Below are 22579 nucleotides of genomic sequence, written 5' to 3' on the forward strand. Positions count from 1 at the left end.
TTAACCCTCCTTGACCAGGCCGAGATCGGTCAGCACATTGCGAGTGGCGTTGTAATAACGCACGTACCCGGTGCAACGGCAGATGTGATGGCCGAGGCTGTCCTCGATGACTTGCTCCAGTTTGCTTTTGACGATCGGCTGGCGTTGCAGCTTTTCCACCAGCACGGTCGCGGCGTTGACGAAGCCCGGTGCGCAGTAGCTGCACTGGAAGGCAAATTCGTCGACGAAACGCTGCTGGATCGGGTTCAGCTCGGTGACCTGGCCTTGCTCGTCACGCTTGGCATGGCCTTCGATGGTGCGGACTTTCTTGCCCTCGAAGTAATGCGCGCCGGTGATGCAGGTGCGCACTTCTTCGCTGGTGCCGTCCGGATTGTCGACGATCACCACACAGGCGTGGCAGATGCCCTGGCCGCAGCCCAGACGCGAGCCGGTGAGGTTCTTGTATTCGTGCAGGTAGTCGATCATTGGCAGGTCATCAGGGATGTCCGCCGGGCCGACGGTTTGACCGTTGAGGGTCAGTTGAAGCGGACGGTTAGCCATTGAGGGCCTCCTTGATGCGCGCAGCAGTGATTGGAAGATCGCGAACACGTTTACCGATGGCGTGGGCCACGGCGTTACCGATGGCACCGACCACCGGGATCATCACCACTTCGGCGATGCCTTTGGACGGGTCGCTTGGCGACAGCGGCGGAAGGATCTCCGATGTCTGCTTCCACACCGCCACGTGGCGCGCCATCGGCAGGCGATAACGGTTGAAGTTCCAGTCACCCTCCCCCGGCCCACCTTCGTACAGCGGCATTTCTTCCATCAAGGCGTGGCCGATGCCCATGGCGATCCCGCCTTCGAGCTGGCCACGAACCAGTTCTTCAACCAGCACCCGGCCGCATTCCAGCCACGAGTGATGGTTGAGCACTTCGACTTCTGCCGAACCTTTGTTGACCTTCAACTCGACCAGCGTCGCCACCGGGCTGTAGTAGGTCACGGCGGCGTTGTTCAGTTGAACCACTGGATAGGCGATGTTCTGCCGATCCAGCAGGTGGAAACCGTCGCTGGTCATCTGCGCCTTCTTCGCCTTAGGGGCGCCGTCGCCGTACTTCACCGCCAGACCGTCGAGCGGCAGACGCTCGCGCACGCCGTCGATGCTGTATTCGGCCTCGGCCCAGCTCCAGCGGTTGAAACCGTGAACCGTGGCGCCAGTGACCAGACCGCGCTCGTGAGCACGCTTGGCCAGTTCTTCGAAGCTCAGCGGCTGCATGCCGTTGGCAGTCAGTTTGCCGTCGACCCAATGCGCATCTTCGCGACGCACGACGTAAGGGTTGGCCTGGCCACCGTATGGGCCCTGACGCCAGATCTCCAGCGCCGCCGGCCACAGTCCGTGATTGAACAGCACGCGCGCCGCTTCACGGGTGGCGTGGCTGAAGTAGTAGGCGGAATTGGTCGCGGACGAGGCCGACGCTAGCTTGCCGACCCAGCGCGGGTTGCGCAGGAAGTTGTCCTGCTCGGCCTGACTCATGATGTAAGGGTTGCCGGCGGTGACCAGCTGCATTTCCTTCCATTCGGTCTCGCCGGTCTTCACGTCGTGAGCCGGGCTACCGAGGAAGTCGGCGACCACGAGGGCTTGCGAAGTGGACATGCCGGTGCCGATCTCGATGCCGATGTGACGCAGGGAAATGCGTCCTTCAGCGGTGAATTCGATGCTGGCCATCGGCGCTTCGGAACCGGTGCCGAAGTCTTTCTGGCAAATGGCGAAACCTACGCCATACCAGTTGTCCGGATCCGCCGCTTCGCGCTGTTTCTTGATCGCGTCGCGATTCTTCCAGACTTCGTGCAGCGAAGCCTTGTCGAGAATCTCGTGCAGGCGCAGCGCACCGGCCGGGATCGCGCCCTGGGTGTTTTTCATCCCGGAACGCAGCGCATTCTTGCGACGCAGGTCGATGGCGTCGACACCGAGGCGGTCGGCGATTTCGTCGACCATCATTTCGGTGGAAGCCATGCTCTGTAGCGTGCCGTAGCCGCGCATCGAACCCGCTTCAACCCCGCGGGAGTGGTAAGCGGTAACTTGCAGATCGTTCTGTGGCATGTAGTAGATCGACTGCGCCGCAGTGGCGCCAACCGCAGCCACCGACGGGCTGTAGTTGATCCGGCCGCCACCATCGACGCTCATCTCGGCACGGAAAATCTTGAAGCTGTGGTCGGTCTTGTCCACTGCCAACTGGTAGCGAATGTCGAACGGGTGACGCTTGATGCCGCTCTGGAACTGCTCGTAGCGATCGTTGGCCAGGCGAATCGGCACACCCGCGCCATACAACGCCGCCAGGGCCGCGTAGTAGACGAAAATGTTGTGGTCCTTGGAACCGTAACCGACGGTGTAACCCGGGTGCATGTTCAGGTTGGCCAGGCCGAAGCGCGACGGCGAGATCATCTTCGCGGTCTCGGTGGCAGCTTCCAGCGGGCACTGAGTGGCGACGACGAAATGCAGGGTCTTGGTCGCTGGGTCGTACCAGCCGTTGCCGTTGTCCGGCTCCATCGCAGCCGGCTCGATCGATGGGGTCTTGTAACGCTCGTCGAACACCAGCCAATTGTCCGGTGGCGTGTCGATCTCTTTCTTCATGCGGTCGGCGTAGAACAGGCCGCGCTCGGTCAGGTTACCGTGCAGGTTTGGCTGGGAATTCCACACCGGGCGACGGTTTTTCAGCATCGGGAACAGGATCGAATCCTTGAGGCTGGCGAACTCGTCTTCGTCTGCCGAGGTCGGTCCACCGACACGCACGTAGCGGAAACTGCCATAGGGATCGCCTTCGTAGAACGGCACTTTGGCACCGTAACGAATCGCTTTGTCATTGAATTTGAGTTTGTTCTTCGCCTGACGGAAACGCTCGAAATCGTTCCAGATCAGGATGGCCACCGGATGGCCGATGAACATCGGCACTTTGCCTTCCGGCAGCAATGGATCCGGCGCGTGCTCTTCCGGGAACACGATGCCGTCCTTGTCCAGGTCGGCAGCGGTGACGATACGGTCAGGCTGCAGATCGGCGCCGAGCCACGAAAGGTCGTAGCCACCGTAGATTCGGTCGGCCTTGATGGTTTTCAGCAACATGGCGTGGCCTTGCTGCTGGGGCCAGCCCGGCATGTCCTTGGAACGGATGTCGCGGGCAAACACTTTGCTGCCGCAGACCTTGGACAGGGCATCGTTACGCTGGCGTGCCTTGCCGTTGTTGCCGAGCCACTGCTCGGACGGCACGGTCACGCTGTTTTCCATCAAGGCAGCCAGCGCCTGACTGCTGAGCGGCGTGAGCGTAACGCTCACACCCGCCACCAGCCCGCCCTGAAGGAACGAGCGCCGGGATATTTCACGGTTGGACATGGATCATCCTCTGGGCGGTTATGGATCCGCCCTTCTGGTTATCTACTGGGAATCTCGAGTCTTGCAGAAGCCCTTTTTGGCTAAACAAAGGGCGTGATGACAGTGCAAAGCTGACCGAAAGGTTAACTTTAAAGGTTTCTGCGCTCGCAGCAAACAACCAGTTACAAAAATCTGACTAAAGAATCAAAAATCAATGTGGCACTGCATCGCAGTGACCCGATGACGCAGAGGATATTGCCGCGCGGACTACTTGCATTCATCACGAGACAAGAGAGGAGGAATTTGGAAAAGGTCAAATTTCAGACACAAAAAACCCCGGTCTTTCGACCAGGGTCTTTGCTATCGATGCCGAATCAACCAGAGGTTGCTTCCGGTGTTTCAAGGCGTTCAGTGGTCCTTGAAACAGATATGGCGCAGCGGACGGGACTCGAACCCGCGACCCCCGGCGTGACAGGCCGGTATTCTAACCGACTGAACTACCGCTGCGTATCGCTTTGAGCTGACGCTCAAGTAACTCGTTTGACTGAAAGCTTCGGTGCTTTTCAATCGCGAACCAGACATTGCCTGACTCGTTAAATATGGCGCAGCGGACGGGACTCGAACCCGCGACCCCCGGCGTGACAGGCCGGTATTCTAACCGACTGAACTACCGCTGCGCGTCGGTGCAGGCACTTTCAGCCTACGCTCTTGCTTACGCAAGTATCTCGGGAGTGGTGGGTGATGACGGGATCGAACCGCCGACATTCTGCTTGTAAGGCAGACGCTCTCCCAGCTGAGCTAATCACCCGTTTGCATCTCCGAGGCCGCGAAATTTACGCAGGTAGCGAACCTAAGTCAATAGCAGGATTGAAGTTTTTCTCAAAAAGACAAAAACATGTCATTCCGAGTAGATCATCTTCTTGGTCATACCGCCGTCGACCACGAATTCCTGCCCCGTCACAAACCCGGCATTCTTCGACAGCAGCCAGGCCACCATCGCCGCCACATCCTCGACCGTACCTACCCTGCCCGCCGGATGCTGGGCATGGTCGATATCGGTCAGAGGCTCGGCGCGGCGCGCAGAGGGATCCCGCGCATCGATCCAGCCCGGACTGACCGCATTGACGCGAATCTCCGGCCCGAGACTGATTGCCAGTGCGTGAGTCAACGCCAGCAAGCCACCCTTGCTCGCCGCATAGGCTTCGGTATCAGGTTCTGACTGCGCCGCTCGGGTAGAGGCCAGATTGACGATCGCCCCGTTGTGCGCCCGCAGATACGGCGCACAGTGCTTGGCCAGCAACATCGGCCCACTGAGATTCACCGCCAGCACCCGATTCCAGTAAGCCAGATCCAGGCTTTCCAGGGTGATGTTGTGCGGATCGGCCACCGCCGCATTGCACACCAACGCATCCAGACGACCGAACTGCCCCAGCACTTCCGCGACGCCGAGCGCCACCTGGCTTTCGTCCGCCACGTCCATCGCGATGAACCAGGCGTTTTCGCCGAGCACCTTCGCCACCCTGGAGCCACGCGCCCGGTCCAGGTCCGTCAGCACCACTTGCCAGCCTTCGCTGATCAGCCACGCTGCAATTCCCAGACCGATGCCGCGAGCGGCCCCAGTGACCAGCGCAACGCGGCCATGGGTGCCCGTCTTCGGAGTGGACAACTCGATCACAATGCCGCCAGACCGCGCGCCAGGTCGGCTTGCAGGTCAGCGACATCTTCCAGACCGACCGCGATGCGGATCAGGCTGTCACGAATCCCCGCCGCTTCACGCTCCTGCGGCGCCAGACGGCCGTGGGAAGTGGTGCTCGGATGAGTGATGGTGGTCTTGCTGTCACCCAGGTTGGCGGTGATCGAGATCAAACGGGTCGCATCGATGAAGCGCCACGCGCCTTCTTTGCCGCCCTTCACCTCAAAGCTCACCACCGCACCGAAGCCCTTCTGCTGACGTTGGGCCAGTTCGTGCTGCGGATGGCTCTTGAGACCGGCGTAATGCACTTTCTCGATGCCGTCCTGCTGCTCCAGCCACTCAGCCAGTTGCTGGGCGTTGGCACAGTGCGCCTTCATCCGCAGGTTCAGGGTTTCCAGACCCTTGAGGAAGATCCAGGCGTTGAACGGGCTCAGGGTTGGCCCGGCGGTACGCAGGAAGCCGACGACTTCTTTCATCTGCTCGCCGCGACCGGCCACCACGCCGCCCATGCAACGGCCCTGGCCATCGATAAATTTGGTGGCCGAGTGCACAACAATGTCTGCGCCCAACTTCAGCGGCTGCTGCAACGCTGGCGTGCAGAAGCAGTTGTCGACCACCAGCATCGCGCCCTTGGCGTGCGCGATTTCCGAAAGTGCGGTGATATCCACCAGCTCAGCCAGCGGGTTGGATGGCGATTCAACGAACAGCAATTTGGTGTTGGACTTGATCGCTGCGTCCCAGGCCGACAGATCGGCCAGCGGCACGTAATCGACTTCCACGCCAAAACGCTTGAAATACTTCTCGAACAGACTGATGGTCGAACCGAACACGCTGCGCGACACCAGCACATGATCACCGGCACTGCACAGGCTCATCACCACCGCCATGATCGCAGCCATGCCAGTCGCCGTGGCTACGGCTTGTTCGGCGCCTTCCAGCGCAGCAATGCGCTCTTCGAAGGAGCGAACGGTCGGGTTGGTGTAACGCGAGTAAACGTTGCCCGGCACTTCCCCGGCAAACCGTGCAGCGGCGTCGGCGGCGGTACGGAACACGTAGCTGGAAGTGAAGAACATCGGATCACCGTGCTCGCCTTCCGGCGTACGGTGCTGACCGGCACGTACGGCCAGGGTATCGAACGCTACGCCTTCGAGGTCGCTGTCCAGCCGACCGGCATCCCATTCCTGACTCATGCTGTCACTCCTTGCCCTGTTCTCGATAAATAAAAGTCTTTTGCCAGATACAAAACCGGCCCCTAAGGGCCGGTTGAAACTCAGTTGTTGTACAGATCGATGATCGCACTGACCGCCTGGGTCTTGACCTTCGAGGCATCGTTGCGTGCCTGTTCGATCTTGTTCAGGTAAGCCTCGTCGACGTCGCCGGTGACGTACTTGCCGTCGAACACCGCGCAATCGAAGTTTTCGATCTTGATCTTGCCGCCACCGACCGCTTCGATCAAGTCAGGCAGGTCCTGATAGATGAGCCAGTCAGCGCCGATCAGATCAGCCACATCCTGAGTCGAACGATTGTGCGCGATCAGTTCATGAGCGCTCGGCATGTCGATGCCGTATACGTTCGGGAAGCGCACAGCCGGAGCTGCCGAGCAGAAGTAGACGTTTTTCGCGCCGGCTTCGCGGGCCATCTGGATGATCTGCTTGCAGGTGGTGCCGCGAACGATCGAGTCGTCCACCAGCATCACGTTCTTGCCACGGAATTCCAGTTCGATGGCGTTGAGCTTCTGGCGTACCGATTTCTTGCGCGCAGCCTGGCCGGGCATGATGAAGGTGCGGCCGATGTAACGGTTCTTCACGAAGCCTTCGCGGAATTTCACGCCCAGATGGTTCGCCAGCTCCAGCGCGGCAGTACGGCTGGTGTCCGGAATCGGGATGACCACGTCGATGTCGTGCTCTGGACGCTCGCGCAGGATCTTCTCGGCCAGCTTCTCACCCATGCGCAGACGGGCCTTGTAGACCGACACGCCGTCGATGATCGAGTCCGGACGCGCCAGGTAGACGTGTTCGAAGATGCACGGGGTCAGGGACGGGTTGGTCGCGCACTGACGGGTGTGCAGCTTGCCGTCTTCAGTGATGTAGACCGCTTCGCCCGGTGCCAGGTCGCGGATCAGGGTGAAGCCGAGCACGTCCAGCGAAACGCTTTCGGACGCGATCATGTACTCGACGCCTTCGTCGGTGTGACGCTGGCCGAACACGATCGGACGGATGCCGTGCGGGTCACGGAAACCGACGATGCCGTAACCGGTCACCATCGCCACGACGGCGTAGCCACCGACACAACGGTTGTGCACGTCGGTCACGGCGGCAAACACGTCTTCTTCGGTTGGCTGCAGCTTGCCGCGCTGGGCCAGCTCGTGAGCGAACACGTTGAGCAACACTTCCGAGTCGGAGCTGGTGTTGACGTGACGCAGATCGGATTCGTAGATCTCTTTGGCCAACTGCTCAACGTTGGTCAGGTTGCCGTTGTGCGCCAGGGTGATGCCGTACGGCGAGTTGACGTAGAACGGCTGAGCCTCGGCCGAGGTCGAGCTGCCGGCAGTCGGATAACGGACATGACCGATACCCATATGGCCGACCAGACGCTGCATGTGACGCTGTTGAAACACGTCACGCACCAGGCCATTGTCCTTGCGCAAGAACAACCGGCCATCATGGCTGGTCACGATACCGGCAGCGTCCTGGCCGCGGTGCTGGAGCACGGTTAGCGCGTCATACAGCGCCTGATTGACGTTCGACTTACCGACGATACCGACGATGCCACACATGCGACGCAACCCCTACTTAATGGATCTGAACTGAACAACACTCACTGAGGCGTTTTGGCCGACGGCAAGAGTTGCTCCTTGAACGGAATATCAGCGGGTACGCTGATTCCGCTGGCAAGCCACTGACTGCTCCACCCGAGAATCAGGTTCTTGGACCAGTCTGCGACCAATAAAAACTTTGGCACGAGCTGTGATTCTTTCCACCACCCGTCCTGCTGTACCGGCCCCAGGCTCAACAGCCCGACCGCCACGACCACCAGCAACACGCCACGCGCAGCGCCGAAGGCCATGCCGAGGAATCGATCGGTCCCGGACAACCCGGTGACGCGAACCAACTCGCCGATAAGATAATTGATCATTGCGCCCACGATCAGTGTGGCGACAAACATGATGGCACAGCCCGTGATCACACGAGCTGACGGCGTTTGAATGTATCCGGCGAGGTACTCGGACAGTGAGCCACCGAACATCCAGGCAACGGCTCCTGCGATGATCCAGGTCACCAGCGATAATGCTTCCTTGACGAAGCCGCGGCTCAAACTGATCAATGCGGAGATGGCGATGATTGCAACGATCGCCCAGTCAACCCAGGTAAATGGCACAGTGCAGCCTACAGACGGATAAGGCGGCGCATTTTAGCAGAGCGCATGGCTGTCGGTAAGCTGCGATTGTCAGTGCATTTCAATCGAGGTGATAGTTTTCAGCCGCGCTCGGGCTGAAAGCGCACCACAAACCCCTTGAGGTTCTGCTGGCGACCCAGCAGATCGCGCAAGCGATCGGCTTCGGCGCGCTCGATCAGCGGACCGACGAATACCCGATTCTTGCCATCGGCAGAGCGGATATAAGCGTTGTAGCCCTGGCTGCGCAGGGTCTTTTGCAGGCTTTCGGCGCTGGCGCGACTCGACAGGCTGGCCAGTTGCACAGACCAGCTCACCGACAGGCCATTGGCGTCGACGCGACTCTGGGTGGTATCCGGTTTGGCGGACAGCGCGGTGATCGGCTGGGCCGGAGCTGTAGCAGGCTTGGCCACGGGAGCAGGCGCCGGAGCAACTGCGACTGGTTTGACTACCGGCGCAGGAGCCGGAGCCGGAGCTGCTGGCGCAATCGGTGCCGCTGGCGCCGTTTGCTCGGCAACTTCGTAATCGCTCGGCACTGGCTCTTGCGGCAGAACCTGCGGCTCAGGCACCGCTACCGTCTCCATCTGGATCTGCGCCACGGCTGGCGCCTGCGGAGCAGCCGGCGCATCGACGGTCACCTGACGCTGTTCGTCCTGACGCGAAAACAGCATTGGCAGGAAAATCACCGCCAGCGCCACCAGCACCAGGGCACCGACCATGCGTTGCTTGTACGCCTTATCCAGCAAAGCCATTTGCCGCTTCCTCCGTGGAGCGCCGAGACAGCCATTCAAGGGCCTCGGCGACACAATAAAATGATCCGAACAGCAAGATCTCGTCGTCGCTGGTGGCCACTGCACACTGCCCTTCCAGAGCGGCCGCCACACTGTCATAAGACGTGACCGACGCGCCAAGGTTCTGCAATGCAACATTCAATTCAGCCACCGGACGCGCGCGCGGCGAATCCAGTGGCGCCACTGCCCAATGCTGGACACTGGTTTTCAACTCGCTGATGACACCGTCCAGATCCTTGTCCGCCAGCAGGCCGAACACCGCCAGGCGCTTGCCGACTGGAGGGCGAGAAGCCAGACGCCGGGCCAGATACTCCGCCGCATGCGGGTTATGACCGACATCCAGCAGCAGGTTCAGGCGCTTGCCGTTCCATTCAAACGAGCGACGATCCAGACGACCGACCACGCGAGTCGCCTGCAAGGCCGCAACAATCTGTTGAGCATCCCAAGGCAGACCGAGCAGCAGATAAGCCTGCAACGCCAAGGCAGCGTTTTCCATCGGCAGGTCGAGCAGCGGCAAATCATGCAGCTCTACGACTTGACCGCCAGCATCGGTGCCGCGCCACTGCCAGAATTGATCAGTGATACCGAGATCGAAATCGCGCCCACGCAGGAAGAACGGACAAGCAAGCTCGCGCGCCTTGTCCAGCAAGGGTTGTGGAGGATTCAGATCGCCGCACAGCGCAGGTTTGCCCTGACGGAAAATCCCGGCCTTTTCGAAGGCCACGGATTCGCGGGTATTGCCCAGGTAATCGGCATGATCGACACCGATGCTGGTGACCAGTGCGATGTCCGCATCGACCACGTTGACCGTGTCCAGACGCCCGCCCAGACCGACTTCCAGCACCACCGCATCGAGCCCGGCCTGCTGAAACAGCCAGAACGCCGCCAGGGTGCCCATTTCGAAGTAAGTCAGGGAAGTCTCGCCACGCCCGGCCTCGACCGCTGCGAAGGCTTCGCACAGCTGCGCATCAGTGGCTTCGACGCCATTGAGCTGCACCCGCTCGTTGTAACGCAGCAGGTGCGGGGAATTGTAGACACCAACGCTCAGGCCCTGCGCCCGCAGCAGCGAAGCCACGAAAGCGCAGGTCGAACCCTTGCCGTTGGTGCCGGTGACCGTGATCACCCGAGGCGCCGGCTGGCCCAGCCCCATACGGGACGCTACCTGTTGCGAACGCTCCAGCCCCATGTCGATGGCTGACGGATGCAACTGTTCAAGGTAGGCGAGCCACTCGCCAAGGGTGCGCTCGGTCATACGTTCGCAGGCACCGGCGGAACGACGATCGGCTCGATCGGCGCAGCAACGAAGGTCGGCGTCGGCTTGCCGGTCAGTTGCGCCAGCAGGTTGCCCAGACGCGGACGCAGCTCGCGACGGTCGATGATCAGGTCGATTGCACCGTGCTCCAGCAGGAATTCGCTGCGCTGGAAGCCTTCCGGCAGTTTTTCGCGAACGGTCTGCTCGATCACACGCGGACCTGCGAAGCCGATCAGGGCTTTAGGCTCGCCGACGATCACGTCGCCCAGCATCGCCAGACTGGCGGAAACGCCGCCGTAGACCGGGTCGGTCAGTACCGAGATGAACGGAATGCCTTCTTCACGCAGACGCGCCAGCACGGCCGAGGTCTTGGCCATCTGCATCAGCGAGATCAGCGCTTCCTGCATCCGCGCACCACCGGAGGCGGAGAAGCAGACCATCGGGCAACGGTTTTCCAGCGCGTAGTTGGCGGCGCGCACGAAGCGCTCACCGACGATGGCGCCCATGGAGCCGCCCATGAAGCTGAATTCGAACGCCGAAACCACGACAGGCATGCCCAGCAGGGTGCCACTCATGGAAACCAGTGCGTCTTTCTCGCCGGTCTGCTTCTGGGCAGCGACCAGACGGTCCTTGTACTTCTTGCCGTCGCGAAACTTCAGACGGTCAACCGGCTCCAGGTCGGCACCCAGTTCAACACGGCCTTCTGCATCCAGGAAAATATCGATGCGCGCACGTGCGCCGATGCGCATGTGGTGGTTGCATTTAGGGCAAACGTCCAGGGTCTTTTCCAGCTCCGGACGATACAGCACAGCCTCGCAGGACGGGCATTTGTGCCACAGACCTTCAGGCACCGAGCTCTTCTTGACCTCCGAACGCATGATCGAAGGGATCAGCTTGTCTACCAACCAGTTGCTCATGCTTTCTTTCTCCAGTACCGGCGGCCCGAACGCTCTGGTTCGCGGCCCCGCGTATGCCCTTCAGCTAAATTCATGTGTGGCGATGATCGTCCGGACTGCCGGGTCAGCGGAACTGACCTGCGTACACCCCTGAAAGACCCTCAGCCTCTTTTCTACAGAGCTGTGGACGGCGGCAGTCTGCCAGCCGTCACATCAACGTACGGCGTTGATGAACGCCCGAATCTTTGCGTGATCCTTGATGCCCTTGCTCGCCTCCACCCCACCACTGACATCCACCGCGTATGGCCGCACCCGGGCAACGGCATCGGCGACGTTCTCCGGTGTCAGGCCGCCGGCCAGAATCAACGGCTTGCTCAAGCCTTGCGGAATCAATGACCAGTCGAACGCCTCCCCGGTTCCGCCGGGCACGCCTTCGACATAAGTGTCGAGCAGCACACCGCTGGCGCTCGGGTAGGTATCGCAGGCAGCGGCAATGTCATCGCCCGCCTTGACCCGCAAAGCCTTGATGTACGGCCGGTGCCAGCCTTCGCAGTCGGCGGCGGTTTCATCGCCGTGAAATTGCAACAGATCCAGCGGCACGGCATCGAGGATTTCCCCGAGCTCGCAGCGACTGGCATTGACGAACAGCCCCACGGTGGTCACGAACGGCGGCAATGCGGCGATGATCGCGCGCGCCTGCTGCACGGTCACCGCACGCGGACTTTTAGCGTAGAACACAAAACCGATGGCATCGGCCCCGGCCTCGACGGCTGCCAACGCATCTTCTATGCGGGTAATCCCGCAAATCTTGCTGCGAACGGCCGACATGTCGATAAAAACCTCAAGGCAAATCCGGGAAAGTCCCGGATGGTAACAAATGCATTCGAGGGCGTCAGCCGTCAAGTTCCGAGAAACCGGTAAGGAAATGTGGCCCGATGAAGCGCTCGGGCAACGGGAACTCGTCGTGGTACTCGACCTGCACCAGGTACAGCCCGAACGGATGCGCCGTGACCCCGCCGGAACGCCGCTCGCGACTCTCCAGCACTTCTTTCATCCACTCAGGCGACCGTTCGCCGGCACCGATCGTCATCAACACCCCGGCGATGTTGCGCACCATGTGGTGCAGGAAGGCGTTGGCGCGGATGTCCAGCACGATCATTTTGCCGTGACGGGTCACACGCAAATGATGCATCTGCTTGATCGGCGACTTGGCCTGGCACTGGCCGGCACGGAAAGCGCTGAAATCATGGGTACCGATCAGGTACTGCGCAGCCTCGGCCATACGCTCCACATCCAGCGGACGGTGGTTCCAGGTGATCTCTTCATTGAGATGCGCCGGGCGGATCTGATCGTTGTAGATCACATAGCGATAGCGCCGGGCAATTGCCTTGAATCGCGCATGAAAGTGCGCAGGCATGACCTTCGCCCAACTGACACTGATGTCGTGGGGCAGATTGATGTTGGCGCCCATGACCCAGGCCTTCAGCGAGCGATCCACCTGAGTGTCGAAATGCACGACTTGCCCACAGGCATGCACACCAGCGTCAGTGCGCCCGGCGCATTGCAGCGAGATCGGCGAGTTGGCGACCTTCGACAAGGCTTTTTCCAGGGTTTCCTGCACGGTGAGCACACCCGTGGACTGGCGCTGCCAGCCGCTGTATCGCGAGCCCTTGTACTCAACGCCGAGGGCGACGCGGAAAAAGCCTTCGGGGGCCATTTCGGCGGCCGGGTTATCTATGTTTGCCAAGTCGGTACAGCCTGTTGATCTACAAAGGCGGGCATTATAAGGCTGCGCACCGGGGATACCAGACCCAAACAAAAACGGCAGCCTCGAAGGGCTGCCGCTTTATTTACCGCTGAACGCTGACTCAGGCCAGGTGCGAAAGCATTTCCTTGGCTTCGTTCTTCTGCTTGTCGTCACCCTCGCTGAGCACTTCGTTGAGAATGTCGCGTGCGCCGTCGTTGTCGCCCATGTCGATGTAGGCCTGAGCCAGGTCGAGTTTGGTGGCGGCTTCGTCAGTGCCAGCGAGGAAATCGAAGTCATCCTCACCCAGATCGCCCCCCAACGCGGCATCGGCCTCAGTGAAGCTTGGCTCGTTGATGCTGCCCGACAGACGATCCAGCTCAGCGTTGACGTCATCCAGCTCGGCAGCGAATGCATCCGGCTCGGCCGGGGCCGCATCCATCTCGTCAGCCAGGGACAGGTCGAAATCGGCTGGCAACTCCAGATCATCCAGTGGAGGCTCGACCACAACCGGCGGCTCCACCGGCGCAAGATCCTTCACGCCCTCGTCCAGATCCAACAGGAAGTCGTCGTCAGCCAACTCAACCGGCACAGGCGCAGGATCGGCACCCAGATCCAGATCCAGGTCGAAGTCAGACAGATCGTCGAGGTTTTCCTTGATCTCGGTCTGCTGTTGCAGAACCGACTCGAAGCTCAGGTCGTCATCCGCCGGGAACTCGTCCAGTTCTACCGGCGCTTCAGGCTCGACTGCAGCCACCGATGCAACAGGCTCCACCGGTTTGATGTTGTCGAGATCATCCAGGCTCAGGTCGAAAGCACTGTCCAGATCATCTTGTGCAGCAACTGGCGCTTCAGGCTCGTCGAGCAGCAATTCCTTGACGTATTCCGCGTCCAGCTCGGCGGCAATGGCAGCGGCAGCCAGACCACTCGCCGCGACGACCGCCATGGCCGGGAAGCGGCTTTTCAGCTCTTCGACCTTGGCGAAGTTGTCGCCATTGGCAACCAGCTGGCGCTCCTGACCGACGAAGGCATCACGATCACCCTGGCGACCGTAGACCTCCATCAGTTTCAGCCGCAGGTCACTGCGCTGCGGCTCCAGGCTGACGCCCTCCTCCAGCAACGCGGCAGCTTGATTCAGGCGACCGCCGTCGATGTGCGACTGCGCCTTGTCCAGCACGTCGTCGGAACGCTCGGCAGCCGGGGCTACCAGCGGCGCGGCGATCGGTTCAGCCATGACGACTGGAGCAACGACCGCGGCGGCAACAGACGCTGGAGCCGGAGCCGGAGCCGGAGCCGGAGCCGGAGCCGGAGCCGGCGTGAGCTTGACGCTTGCGGCAGGCACTTCTAGGCCTTCGAAGCTGCTTTCCGGCAGATCGAGCTCGGGTTCGAACGATTGCTCCTCCAGCGCCCGGGCCATACGCAGGTGCTTCTCGGCTTCCTGCTGAGCCTTGCGGCGACGAGCCAGCAGCAGCAACAGGAGCAACAGCACCACCGCACCGCCACCAACCAGCCCCAGCAGGATCGGGTTGGTCAGCAGTTCGTTGAAGGTTTTCTCGTCATCGGCGGCTGGCTTCGGCTCGACCACCGGTTCAACCGGTGCTGGCGCAACGGCTTCCGGCGCAGGCGCGGCAGGTGCAGCTTCTGCCGGGGTGGCAGGTGGCGTTGCCGCCAGTTCGGCGGTAATCGCCGGAACCGGTGCAACCGCTGGTGCGGCGGCGGCGGCTGCGGGAGCTGGCGCAGAGGCATTACCTTCGGCCTGCAACTTCGCCAGTTGATTGTTCTTCAGTTCGATCAGGCGTTGCAGCTTGTCCAGCTGACTTTGCAGATCGGTCATGCGGCTTTTCAGTTCCGCATTGTCACGACGGGTCGTGTCGAGGCTTTCCTGGGTCACCGCCAGTTTGTTGCTCAAGGCCTTGGCGTCGCCGGCCGGGCCTTTGCCGCGACCCTTGGCACCTTCAGCGGAGACCAGACTCAGGTTGTCCTTGGCATTCTTGGCAGGACCGGTGTTGGCGCGGCCACGATTGGTCGCATCGAGCTGCTGCTGACCTGTGCCCGGCTTGGCCACATAACGACGACCCTGACGCCAGGCCTCGTTCTGCGCCGCCACTTCGGCAATGGCTTTGGACTGCGGCAGCGCGGTGCTTTGCACTTCATCCGGCAGACGCAGCACCTGACCGGTTTTCAAGCGGTTGATGTTGCCGCCGATGAACGCATCCGGGTTCAAAGCCTGAATCGCCAGCATGGTCTGCTGGACCGAACCGCCGGTACGCGCCTTCGCTGCGATTTCCCACAAGGTGTCGCGTGGCGTGGTGGTATGGGTCGAATGCGTTGCACCGGTGGTCGGCGCGGTGATGGTTTGCGCCGGCGCCGGTTGAGCAGCAGCATCAGCGGTCTGCGGAGAGAATTTCGACGGATCCAGCAGCACGCTGTAATCGCGCAGAAGTCGGCCGTTCGGCCACATCACCTGCACCAGGAATTTCACCATCGGTTCCGATAGCGGCTTGCTCGACGTCACGCGCAGCACGCTTTTGCCGCTGGCGTTGAGCACCGGGGTGAAGGTCAGATCATTGAGGAAGGCCTGGCGATCGACGCCGGCCTTGGCGAAATCTTCCGGCGAGGCCAGGCTCGGCACCACTTCGGCAGCGGTCAGGTCCTTGACATCGAGCAGCTCGATTTCCGCCACCAGCGGCTGGTTCAGGGTCGACTTCAGGGTCAGCTCCCCGAGCCCGAGGGCATGCGCCATACCGGAGGACAGCGCCGAGGCGGCCGCTATTGCTAACACCAGTTTGCGAACTTGAACCATAGCCTCTTCCTTTGTTTGAACGTTCCTCGGCCAGCGAGAAGATGTTGATTGTCGCTGCCGTAAGGCATTGCGCGCGACGACGACAGCATGCCGCGCGCGATCATTTCTTTGATGCCCCGGAAAGTCCCGGAGGGTGACACGTTATCAAGCGATCTGGCCAAGCATAGCGCCCGGCTAGAATCAGTCGACAAATTGTTGCCAAGTATCTTTTACAGCAGGCCTTTTATCAACAACTCGGCCACTTGCACCGCGTTGAGAGCCGCACCTTTGCGTACGTTATCTGACGTCAGCCACAGATTAAGTTCCGACGGCTCGTCGACACCGGCACGCACCCGCCCGACATAGACCACGTCCTGGCCCACCGCGTCACCGACGGCGGTCGGATAATCGCCGGCCTCGACCAGTTCGATGCCCTCGGCATCTTCAAGCGCGGCATTGACCTTTGCCAGGTCGACCGCGCTCGCTGACTGCAAGGTCACGCTAAAGCTATCGCCAAAAAACACCGGGGCTTGAACGCAAGTTGCGGAAATCTTTAATAAAGGCTTGGCCAGCACCTGACGCAGCTCGCGCACCAGACGTTTTTCCAGCAGCGTGTGGCCTTGAGCGTCAGGCGTGCCGACCTGAGCCAGCAGGTTGAAAGCCATCTGCCGGTCGAAGAATGTCGGCTCCAGCGGGCGCATGTTCAGCAGCTCGGCGGTCTGGCGAGCCAGCTCGGTCACCGCTTCGCGACCCTGAGCGGAAACCGCCAGATTGGCGGTGACATGCACGTATTGCAGCTCGATCAGATCGAGCAGCGGCGCCAACACCACGGCCAGCGTAGTGGCCGACGGGCTCGGGCTGCTGACCTGGAACGGCACGTTCAAACCGGCCAGCACATCGGCATTGGCTTCCGGAACCACTTGCGGCGCCTGATCCGCCGGCAATGCACCGGACAGATCGACCAGCGAGCAACCTGCCGCGTGAGCGCGGGCGGCGTAACTCAGGGTGATGGCCGGGCCGGCGGCGAAGAACGCCAGCTTGACCTTGCTGAAGTCGAACTCGTCGACTTCACGCACGCGCACGTTCTTGTTGCGATAAAGCACCGAACTGCCAGCGGATTCGCTGCTGGCCAACAGGTGCAACGTGCCGACCGGGAAGTCGCGCTCTTCGAGAATCTGCACAAGGGTTTCGCCGACAGTACCGGTGGCGCCGATCACGGCAATATCAAGGGTCTGGGTCATGGTGCTGCCTCTGGCGAAACGGGGGGAGCGGCACTTTACCGGGTGGCCGCCATGCAGGCAAAAAAAACCCGCGCCTCTTGCAAGGTGCGGGTTCTTTCAATGCGTCAAGCGATCAACGCTCAAGCAGGATCCGCAGCATGCGACGCAGCGGTTCGGCCGCGCCCCACAGCAGTTGGTCGCCGACGGTGAAAGCACCGACGAACTGCGAACCCATGTTCAGCTTGCGCAGACGACCGACCGGTACGTTCAGGGTGCCGGTGACTTTCGTCGGGCTCAGCTCCTGCATGCTGATTTCGCGCTGGTTTGGCACCAGCTTGACCCAAGGGTTGTGCTGGCTGATCAGCCCTTCGATGTCGGCGATCGGCACGTCTTTGTTCAGCTTGATGGTCAGCGCCTGGCTGTGGCAACGCATGGCGCCGATGCGCACGCAGATGCCATCGACCGGGATCGGGCTCTTGAAGCGACCGAGGATCTTGTTGGTCTCGGCCTGGGCCTTCCACTCTTCGCGGCTCTGGCCGTTCGGCAGTTCCTTGTCGATCCATGGGATCAGGCTGCCGGCCAGCGGTACGCCGAAGTTTTCGGTCGGGTACGCGTCGCTGCGCATGGCTTCGGCCACACGACGGTCGATGTCGAGGATCGCGCTGGCAGGATCGGCCAGTTGATCGGCGACAGCGGCGTGGGTAGCGCCCATCTGCTTGATCAGTTCACGCATGTTCTGCGCGCCGGCACCGGAGGCCGCCTGATAGGTCATGGCGCTCATCCACTCGACCAGACCGGCTTCGAACAGACCGCCCAAACCCATCAGCATCAGGCTGACGGTGCAGTTGCCGCCGATGTAGTTCTTGGTGCCCGCGTCGAGTTGCTGGTCGATGACCTTGCGGTTGACCGGGTCGAGAATGATGACGGCGTCGTCGTTCATCCGCAGGCTCGAGGCCGCGTCGATCCAGTAACCCTGCCAGCCGGCTTCGCGCAGCTTCGGGAACACTTCGCTGGTGTAGTCGCCGCCCTGGCAGGTCAGGATCACGTCGAGGGTCTTCAGCTCTTCAATGCTGTAAGCGTCCTTGAGCGGAGCAATGTCCTTGCCCACGGACGGGCCTTGGCCACCGACATTGGAAGTGGTGAAAAACACCGGCTCGATAAGATCGAAATCCTGCTCTTCCAGCATCCGCTGCATGAGCACGGAACCGACCATGCCGCGCCAACCGATCAGACCTACACGTTTCATCGCAACTACACCTTCTTGAAAAGTGGGCCGCTGCTTTGTATTGAATTTCGCAGCGGGCCCGAGAGATTACAGATTCCGCAGCGCGGCGACTACTGCGTCACCCATTTCCTGCGTACCGACTTTAGTGCAACCGGTCGAAAAGATGTCGCCGGTGCGCAGCCCTTGATCCAGCACCACGCTGACCGCTTTCTCGATGGCATCGGCCGCTTCGTGCAGATTGAAGCTGTAACGCAGCATCATCGACACCGACAGAATGGTCGCCAGCGGGTTGGCGATGCCTTTGCCGGCGATGTCCGGTGCCGAACCGTGACAAGGCTCGTACATGCCCTTGTTGTTGGCATCCAGCGAAGCCGACGGCAGCATGCCGATGGAACCGGTGAGCATCGACGCTTCGTCGGACAGGATGTCGCCGAACATGTTGTCGGTGACGATCACGTCGAACTGCTTCGGCGCACGCACCAGCTGCATGGCGGCGTTGTCGACGTACATGTGGCTCAGTTCGACGTCCGGGTAATCCTTGGCGACCTGCTCGACCACTTCACGCCACAGTTGGCTGGACGCCAGCACGTTGGCCTTGTCCACCGAACACAGCTTTTTGCCACGGACCATGGCCATGTCGAAACCGACACGGGCGATGCGGCGGATTTCGCTTTCGCTGTACGGCAGCGTGTCGTAGGACTGGCGCTCGCCGTTTTCCAGAGTACGGGTGCCGCGCGGCGCGCCGAAGTAGATGCCACCGGTCAGCTCACGGACGATCAGGATATCCAGGCCGGCAACGATTTCCGGCTTCAGGCTCGAAGCATCGGCCAGTTGCGGGTACAGGATCGCCGGACGCAGGTTGCCGAACAGGCCCAGTTGCGCACGGATTTTCAGCAGGCCGCGCTCAGGGCGGATGTCACGATCAATGGTGTCCCACTTCGGGCCGCCCACGGCGCCCAGCAGCACAGCGTCGGCTGCGCGAGCGCGGTCGAGGGTTTCGTCGGCCAGCGGCACGCCGTGCTTGTCGATGGCGGCGCCACCGATCACGTCATGGCTCAGCTCGAAGCCCAGGCTGTACTTGTCGTTGGCCAGCTCCAGCACCTTGACCGCTTCGGCCATGATTTCCGGACCAATGCCGTCGCCTGGGAGAATCAGAATCTGCTTGCTCATGCTTTCCTCGTGTCTTCAGTCGGTGCGCCATCGAGGGGCGCGCCCGGAAAAATGCTTGTCGTTCGAAACTTACTTTTCGGCCCAGAGCACCAGTACATCTGTACTGAACGAACCATCGGCCTCAATCTCAAAATAATCGCGTACTTCGTTGCCCATCGATTGCTGCAATTGGCGGATTGCGGCGCGCATCACTTCAGGCGTGCGCATGCGCTCGACCCAGCTGTTGTACTCCAGACGCAGGCGCTGACGCGTGGTGCTGCGGGTGTGCAGACCGGCCTCGCTGACCTGGCGCAACCACTCACCGGCAGAATAATCGCGCACATGGCTGGTGTCGCGCAGCACTTCGACGCTCTGCAAATAGGTGTCGAACAGCGGACTGCCCGGCGACAGCACATCAATGAACGCCGCCACGCCACCCGGCTTCAGCACCCGACGCACCTCGCGCAAGGCCACGCCGAGGTCACTCCAATGGTGCGCCGAATAGCGGCTGAACACGAAGTCGAATTCGCCATCGGCAAACGGCAGACGCTCGGCGGCGCCGTTGACCGTGGACACGTTGCTCAGACCGCGATCAACGGCAGCGGCAGCAACCACATCGAGCATCTGCTGCGACAGGTCGTAAGCCACCACTTCTTTCACTAACGGAGCAACGTGAAAACTCACATGCCCGGCGCCGCAGCCTAGATCCAGAACCCGTGCCTCGCCCTGCCCCGCCAGCTCGGCCCGCAGCAACGCAAATTCGGTGCCTTGAGCGTGAACGGCGCTGCTCAGGTAGGCGGCGGCCTGTTCACCGAATTGCTTTTGTACAACCTGACTGTGCTGGGCGGTGCTGGTCATGGGGACTTCCTTTTGGGCTGGAGTCTTGTGTTGCTTTTGCGGGCCTCATCGCTGGCAAGCCAGCTCCCACAGGTTGCGTGAACACCGCGAATTACTGTGGGAGCGGGCTTGCCCGCGAAGAGGCCGGCCCTGACGACATCAATCTCAAATCTTGCTTAGGCGTCGCGGAACAACCACGGCTGGCTCGCACGATGCTTGGCTTCGAACGCAGCAATCGCATCGCCGTCCTGCAAGGTCAGGCCGATGTCGTCCAGGCCGTTGAGCAGGCAGTGCTTGCGGAACGCGTCAATCTCGAAGCGATACACCTTGCCATTCGGGCTGGTGACGGTCTGCTCGTGCAGGTCGATCTGCAACTGATAGCCCGGTTCGGCTTCGACCTGCTTGAACAGCTCGTCGACTTCCGCGTCGCTCAAGATGATCGGCAGCAAGCCGTTCTTGAAGCTGTTGTTGAAGAAGATGTCGGCGTAGCTCGGCGCGATGATGCTGCGAAAACCGTATTCTTCCAGCGCCCACGGCGCGTGCTCACGGCTGGAGCCGCAACCGAAGTTCTCGCGTGCCAACAACACGCTGGCGCCCTGATAACGCTCGGCGTTGAGTACGAATTCCTTGTTCAGCGGGCGCTTGGAGTTGTCCTGGTACGGCTGCCCTACATCCAGGTAACGCCACTCGTCGAACAGGTTCGGGCCGAAACCGGTGCGCTTGATCGACTTCAGAAACTGCTTCGGAATGATCTGGTCGGTATCGACGTTGGCACGATCCAACGGTGCGACAAGGCCGGTGTGCTGGGTAAAAGCTTTCATGCTGCGCTCCTCAGATCAATTCACGAACGTCGATGAAACGACCGTTCACCGCCGCCGCAGCGGCCATGGCCGGGCTGACGAGGTGGGTACGACCACCGGCGCCCTGACGGCCTTCGAAGTTACGGTTGGAGGTCGAGGCGCAATGCTCGCCGGACTCCAAACGGTCCGGGTTCATCGCCAGGCACATCGAGCAACCCGGCTCACGCCATTCGAAACCGGCTTCGAGGAAGATCTTGTCCAGACCTTCGGCCTCGGCCTGAGCCTTTACCAGACCCGAGCCCGGCACCACGATGGCCTGCTTGATGGTCGACGCGACCTTGCGGCCCTTGGCGATCACCGCCGCAGCACGCAAGTCTTCGATGCGCGAGTTGGTGCAGGAACCGATAAACACGCGGTCGAGCTGAATGTCGGTGATCGCCTGATTGGCGGTCAGACCCATGTATTTCAAGGCGCGGACGATCGAGTCACGCTTGACCAGATCCATCTCTTTAGCCGGGTCCGGCACGTTCTGATCAACGGCCAACACCATTTCCGGCGAAGTGCCCCAACTGACCTGCGGCTTGATCTGCGTGGCGTCGAGTTCGACCACGGTGTCGAAGTGCGCGTCGGCGTCGGACACCAGATCTTTCCAGGACTCGACAGCCAGGTCCCACTCGGCGCCTTTCGGTGCGAACGGACGACCCTTGACGTAATCCACAGTCTTTTGGTCCGCCGCCACCAGACCCACACGGGCGCCGGCTTCGATGGACATGTTGCAGATGGTCATGCGGCCTTCGATGGACAGATCGCGAATGGCGCTGCCAGCGAATTCGATGGCGTGGCCGTTACCGCCGGCAGTGCCGATCTTGCCGATGACGGCGAGGACGATGTCCTTGGCGGTCACGCCGAACGGCAACTGGCCTTCGACGCGCACCAGCATGTTCTTCATTTTCTTGGCGACCAGGCACTGGGTGGCAAGCACGTGCTCGACCTCGGAAGTGCCGATACCGTGGGCCAATGCGCCGAAAGCACCGTGGGTCGAGGTGTGCGAATCGCCGCAAACCACAGTCATGCCCGGCAAGGTCGCGCCCTGCTCCGGGCTGATCACGTGGACGATGCCTTGGCGGACGTCATTCATCTTGAATTCGACGATGCCGTATTCATCGCAGTTGTCGTCGAGGGTCTGAACCTGCAAACGCGAGACCTGGTCGGCAATGGCTTCGATGCCGCCCTTGCGCTCCGGGGTGGTCGGTACGTTGTGGTCCGGGGTCGCGATGTTGGCATCGATGCGCCAAGGCTTGCGCCCGGCCAGACGCAGGCCTTCGAAGGCTTGCGGCGAGGTCACTTCGTGGATGATGTGACGATCGATATAGATCAGCGCCGAACCATCGTCGCGCTGCTTGACCAAATGCGAATCCCAGAGCTTGTCGTAGAGCGTTTTGCCGGCCATCAGA

Annotated in this window: 18 protein-coding genes and 3 tRNA genes; all 21 read right to left on the minus strand. The window is 61.2% G+C overall.

Going from position 1 to position 22579, the window contains the following annotated elements; translation table 11 throughout:
• Entirely contained in the window at positions 1-540 is a 540-nt protein-coding gene (locus ACW9HX_RS16920; RefSeq protein WP_457381471.1) for a (2Fe-2S)-binding protein, read from the minus strand.
• The gene (locus ACW9HX_RS16925) at positions 533-3364 is read right to left on the minus strand and encodes a xanthine dehydrogenase family protein molybdopterin-binding subunit (protein ID WP_457381472.1); all 2832 of its coding nucleotides are present in this window, start codon (positions 3362-3364) and stop codon (positions 533-535) included. The genes ACW9HX_RS16920 and ACW9HX_RS16925 overlap by 8 nt, the downstream gene beginning before the upstream one ends.
• A 409-nt stretch (positions 3365-3773) precedes the next feature.
• Positions 3774-3850 (minus strand) — tRNA-Asp (locus ACW9HX_RS16930).
• A gap of 93 nt (positions 3851-3943) precedes the next feature.
• Positions 3944-4020 (minus strand) — tRNA-Asp (locus ACW9HX_RS16935).
• A gap of 55 nt (positions 4021-4075) precedes the next feature.
• Positions 4076-4151: transfer RNA gene (locus ACW9HX_RS16940), tRNA-Val, on the minus strand.
• Between the two features lie 90 nt (positions 4152-4241).
• Positions 4242-5018, minus strand: coding sequence for an SDR family oxidoreductase (locus tag ACW9HX_RS16945; RefSeq protein ID WP_457381473.1), 777 nt, complete (start codon positions 5016-5018; stop codon positions 4242-4244).
• The gene (locus ACW9HX_RS16950; RefSeq protein ID WP_457381474.1) at positions 5015-6226 is read right to left on the minus strand and encodes an O-succinylhomoserine sulfhydrylase; all 1212 of its coding nucleotides are present in this window, start codon (positions 6224-6226) and stop codon (positions 5015-5017) included. Before ACW9HX_RS16950 ends, ACW9HX_RS16945 begins: the two co-directional genes overlap by 4 nt.
• Before the next feature lie 80 nt (positions 6227-6306).
• Positions 6307-7812 carry an amidophosphoribosyltransferase gene (gene purF / locus ACW9HX_RS16955; protein WP_007956466.1) on the minus strand — a complete coding sequence of 502 codons (1506 nt, stop codon included), beginning with the start codon at positions 7810-7812 and terminating at the stop codon, positions 6307-6309.
• A gap of 41 nt (positions 7813-7853) precedes the next feature.
• On the minus strand, positions 7854-8414 hold the full coding sequence (locus tag ACW9HX_RS16960; protein ID WP_007956464.1) for a CvpA family protein: 561 nt from the start codon (positions 8412-8414) through the stop codon (positions 7854-7856).
• Between the two features lie 98 nt (positions 8415-8512).
• The gene (locus ACW9HX_RS16965) at positions 8513-9181 is read right to left on the minus strand and encodes an SPOR domain-containing protein (protein WP_457381475.1); all 669 of its coding nucleotides are present in this window, start codon (positions 9179-9181) and stop codon (positions 8513-8515) included.
• Positions 9165-10472 carry a bifunctional tetrahydrofolate synthase/dihydrofolate synthase gene (folC, locus tag ACW9HX_RS16970; RefSeq protein WP_457381476.1) on the minus strand — a complete coding sequence of 436 codons (1308 nt, stop codon included), beginning with the start codon at positions 10470-10472 and terminating at the stop codon, positions 9165-9167. The genes ACW9HX_RS16965 and folC overlap by 17 nt, the downstream gene beginning before the upstream one ends.
• Positions 10469-11389, minus strand: a complete 921-nt coding sequence (accD, locus tag ACW9HX_RS16975) for an acetyl-CoA carboxylase, carboxyltransferase subunit beta (protein ID WP_085712004.1) — start codon at positions 11387-11389, stop codon at positions 10469-10471. Before accD ends, folC begins: the two co-directional genes overlap by 4 nt.
• A 192-nt stretch (positions 11390-11581) precedes the next feature.
• Positions 11582-12196 (minus strand): phosphoribosylanthranilate isomerase, encoded by a 615-nt coding sequence (locus tag ACW9HX_RS16980; RefSeq protein ID WP_457381477.1) that lies wholly within the window; start codon positions 12194-12196, stop codon positions 11582-11584.
• Positions 12197-12260: 64 nt separating this feature from the next.
• Positions 12261-13085, minus strand: a complete 825-nt coding sequence (truA, locus tag ACW9HX_RS16985) for a tRNA pseudouridine(38-40) synthase TruA (protein ID WP_457381490.1) — start codon at positions 13083-13085, stop codon at positions 12261-12263.
• A gap of 151 nt (positions 13086-13236) precedes the next feature.
• On the minus strand, positions 13237-15915 hold the full coding sequence (locus ACW9HX_RS16990) for a FimV/HubP family polar landmark protein (protein WP_457381478.1): 2679 nt from the start codon (positions 15913-15915) through the stop codon (positions 13237-13239).
• Between the two features lie 209 nt (positions 15916-16124).
• Positions 16125-17135 (minus strand): aspartate-semialdehyde dehydrogenase, encoded by a 1011-nt coding sequence (locus tag ACW9HX_RS16995; RefSeq protein ID WP_457381479.1) that lies wholly within the window; start codon positions 17133-17135, stop codon positions 16125-16127.
• Positions 17136-17247: 112 nt separating this feature from the next.
• Positions 17248-18360 (minus strand): aspartate-semialdehyde dehydrogenase, encoded by a 1113-nt coding sequence (asd, locus tag ACW9HX_RS17000; protein WP_007956451.1) that lies wholly within the window; start codon positions 18358-18360, stop codon positions 17248-17250.
• Between the two features lie 66 nt (positions 18361-18426).
• Positions 18427-19509: a 3-isopropylmalate dehydrogenase gene (gene leuB, locus ACW9HX_RS17005; protein WP_457381480.1), complete on the minus strand. Its 1083-nt coding sequence runs from the start codon at positions 19507-19509 to the stop codon at positions 18427-18429.
• Between the two features lie 69 nt (positions 19510-19578).
• Positions 19579-20346: a class I SAM-dependent methyltransferase gene (locus ACW9HX_RS17010; protein WP_457381481.1), complete on the minus strand. Its 768-nt coding sequence runs from the start codon at positions 20344-20346 to the stop codon at positions 19579-19581.
• Positions 20347-20501: 155 nt separating this feature from the next.
• Positions 20502-21146, minus strand: coding sequence for a 3-isopropylmalate dehydratase small subunit (gene leuD, locus ACW9HX_RS17015; RefSeq protein ID WP_064594825.1), 645 nt, complete (start codon positions 21144-21146; stop codon positions 20502-20504).
• 10 nt (positions 21147-21156) lie between these two features.
• Positions 21157-22575 (minus strand): 3-isopropylmalate dehydratase large subunit, encoded by a 1419-nt coding sequence (gene leuC, locus ACW9HX_RS17020; RefSeq protein ID WP_011333350.1) that lies wholly within the window; start codon positions 22573-22575, stop codon positions 21157-21159.
• Positions 22576-22579 lie beyond the last annotated feature (4 nt).

It is taken from the genome of Pseudomonas sp. SDO52101_S400, from assembly GCF_054071635.1.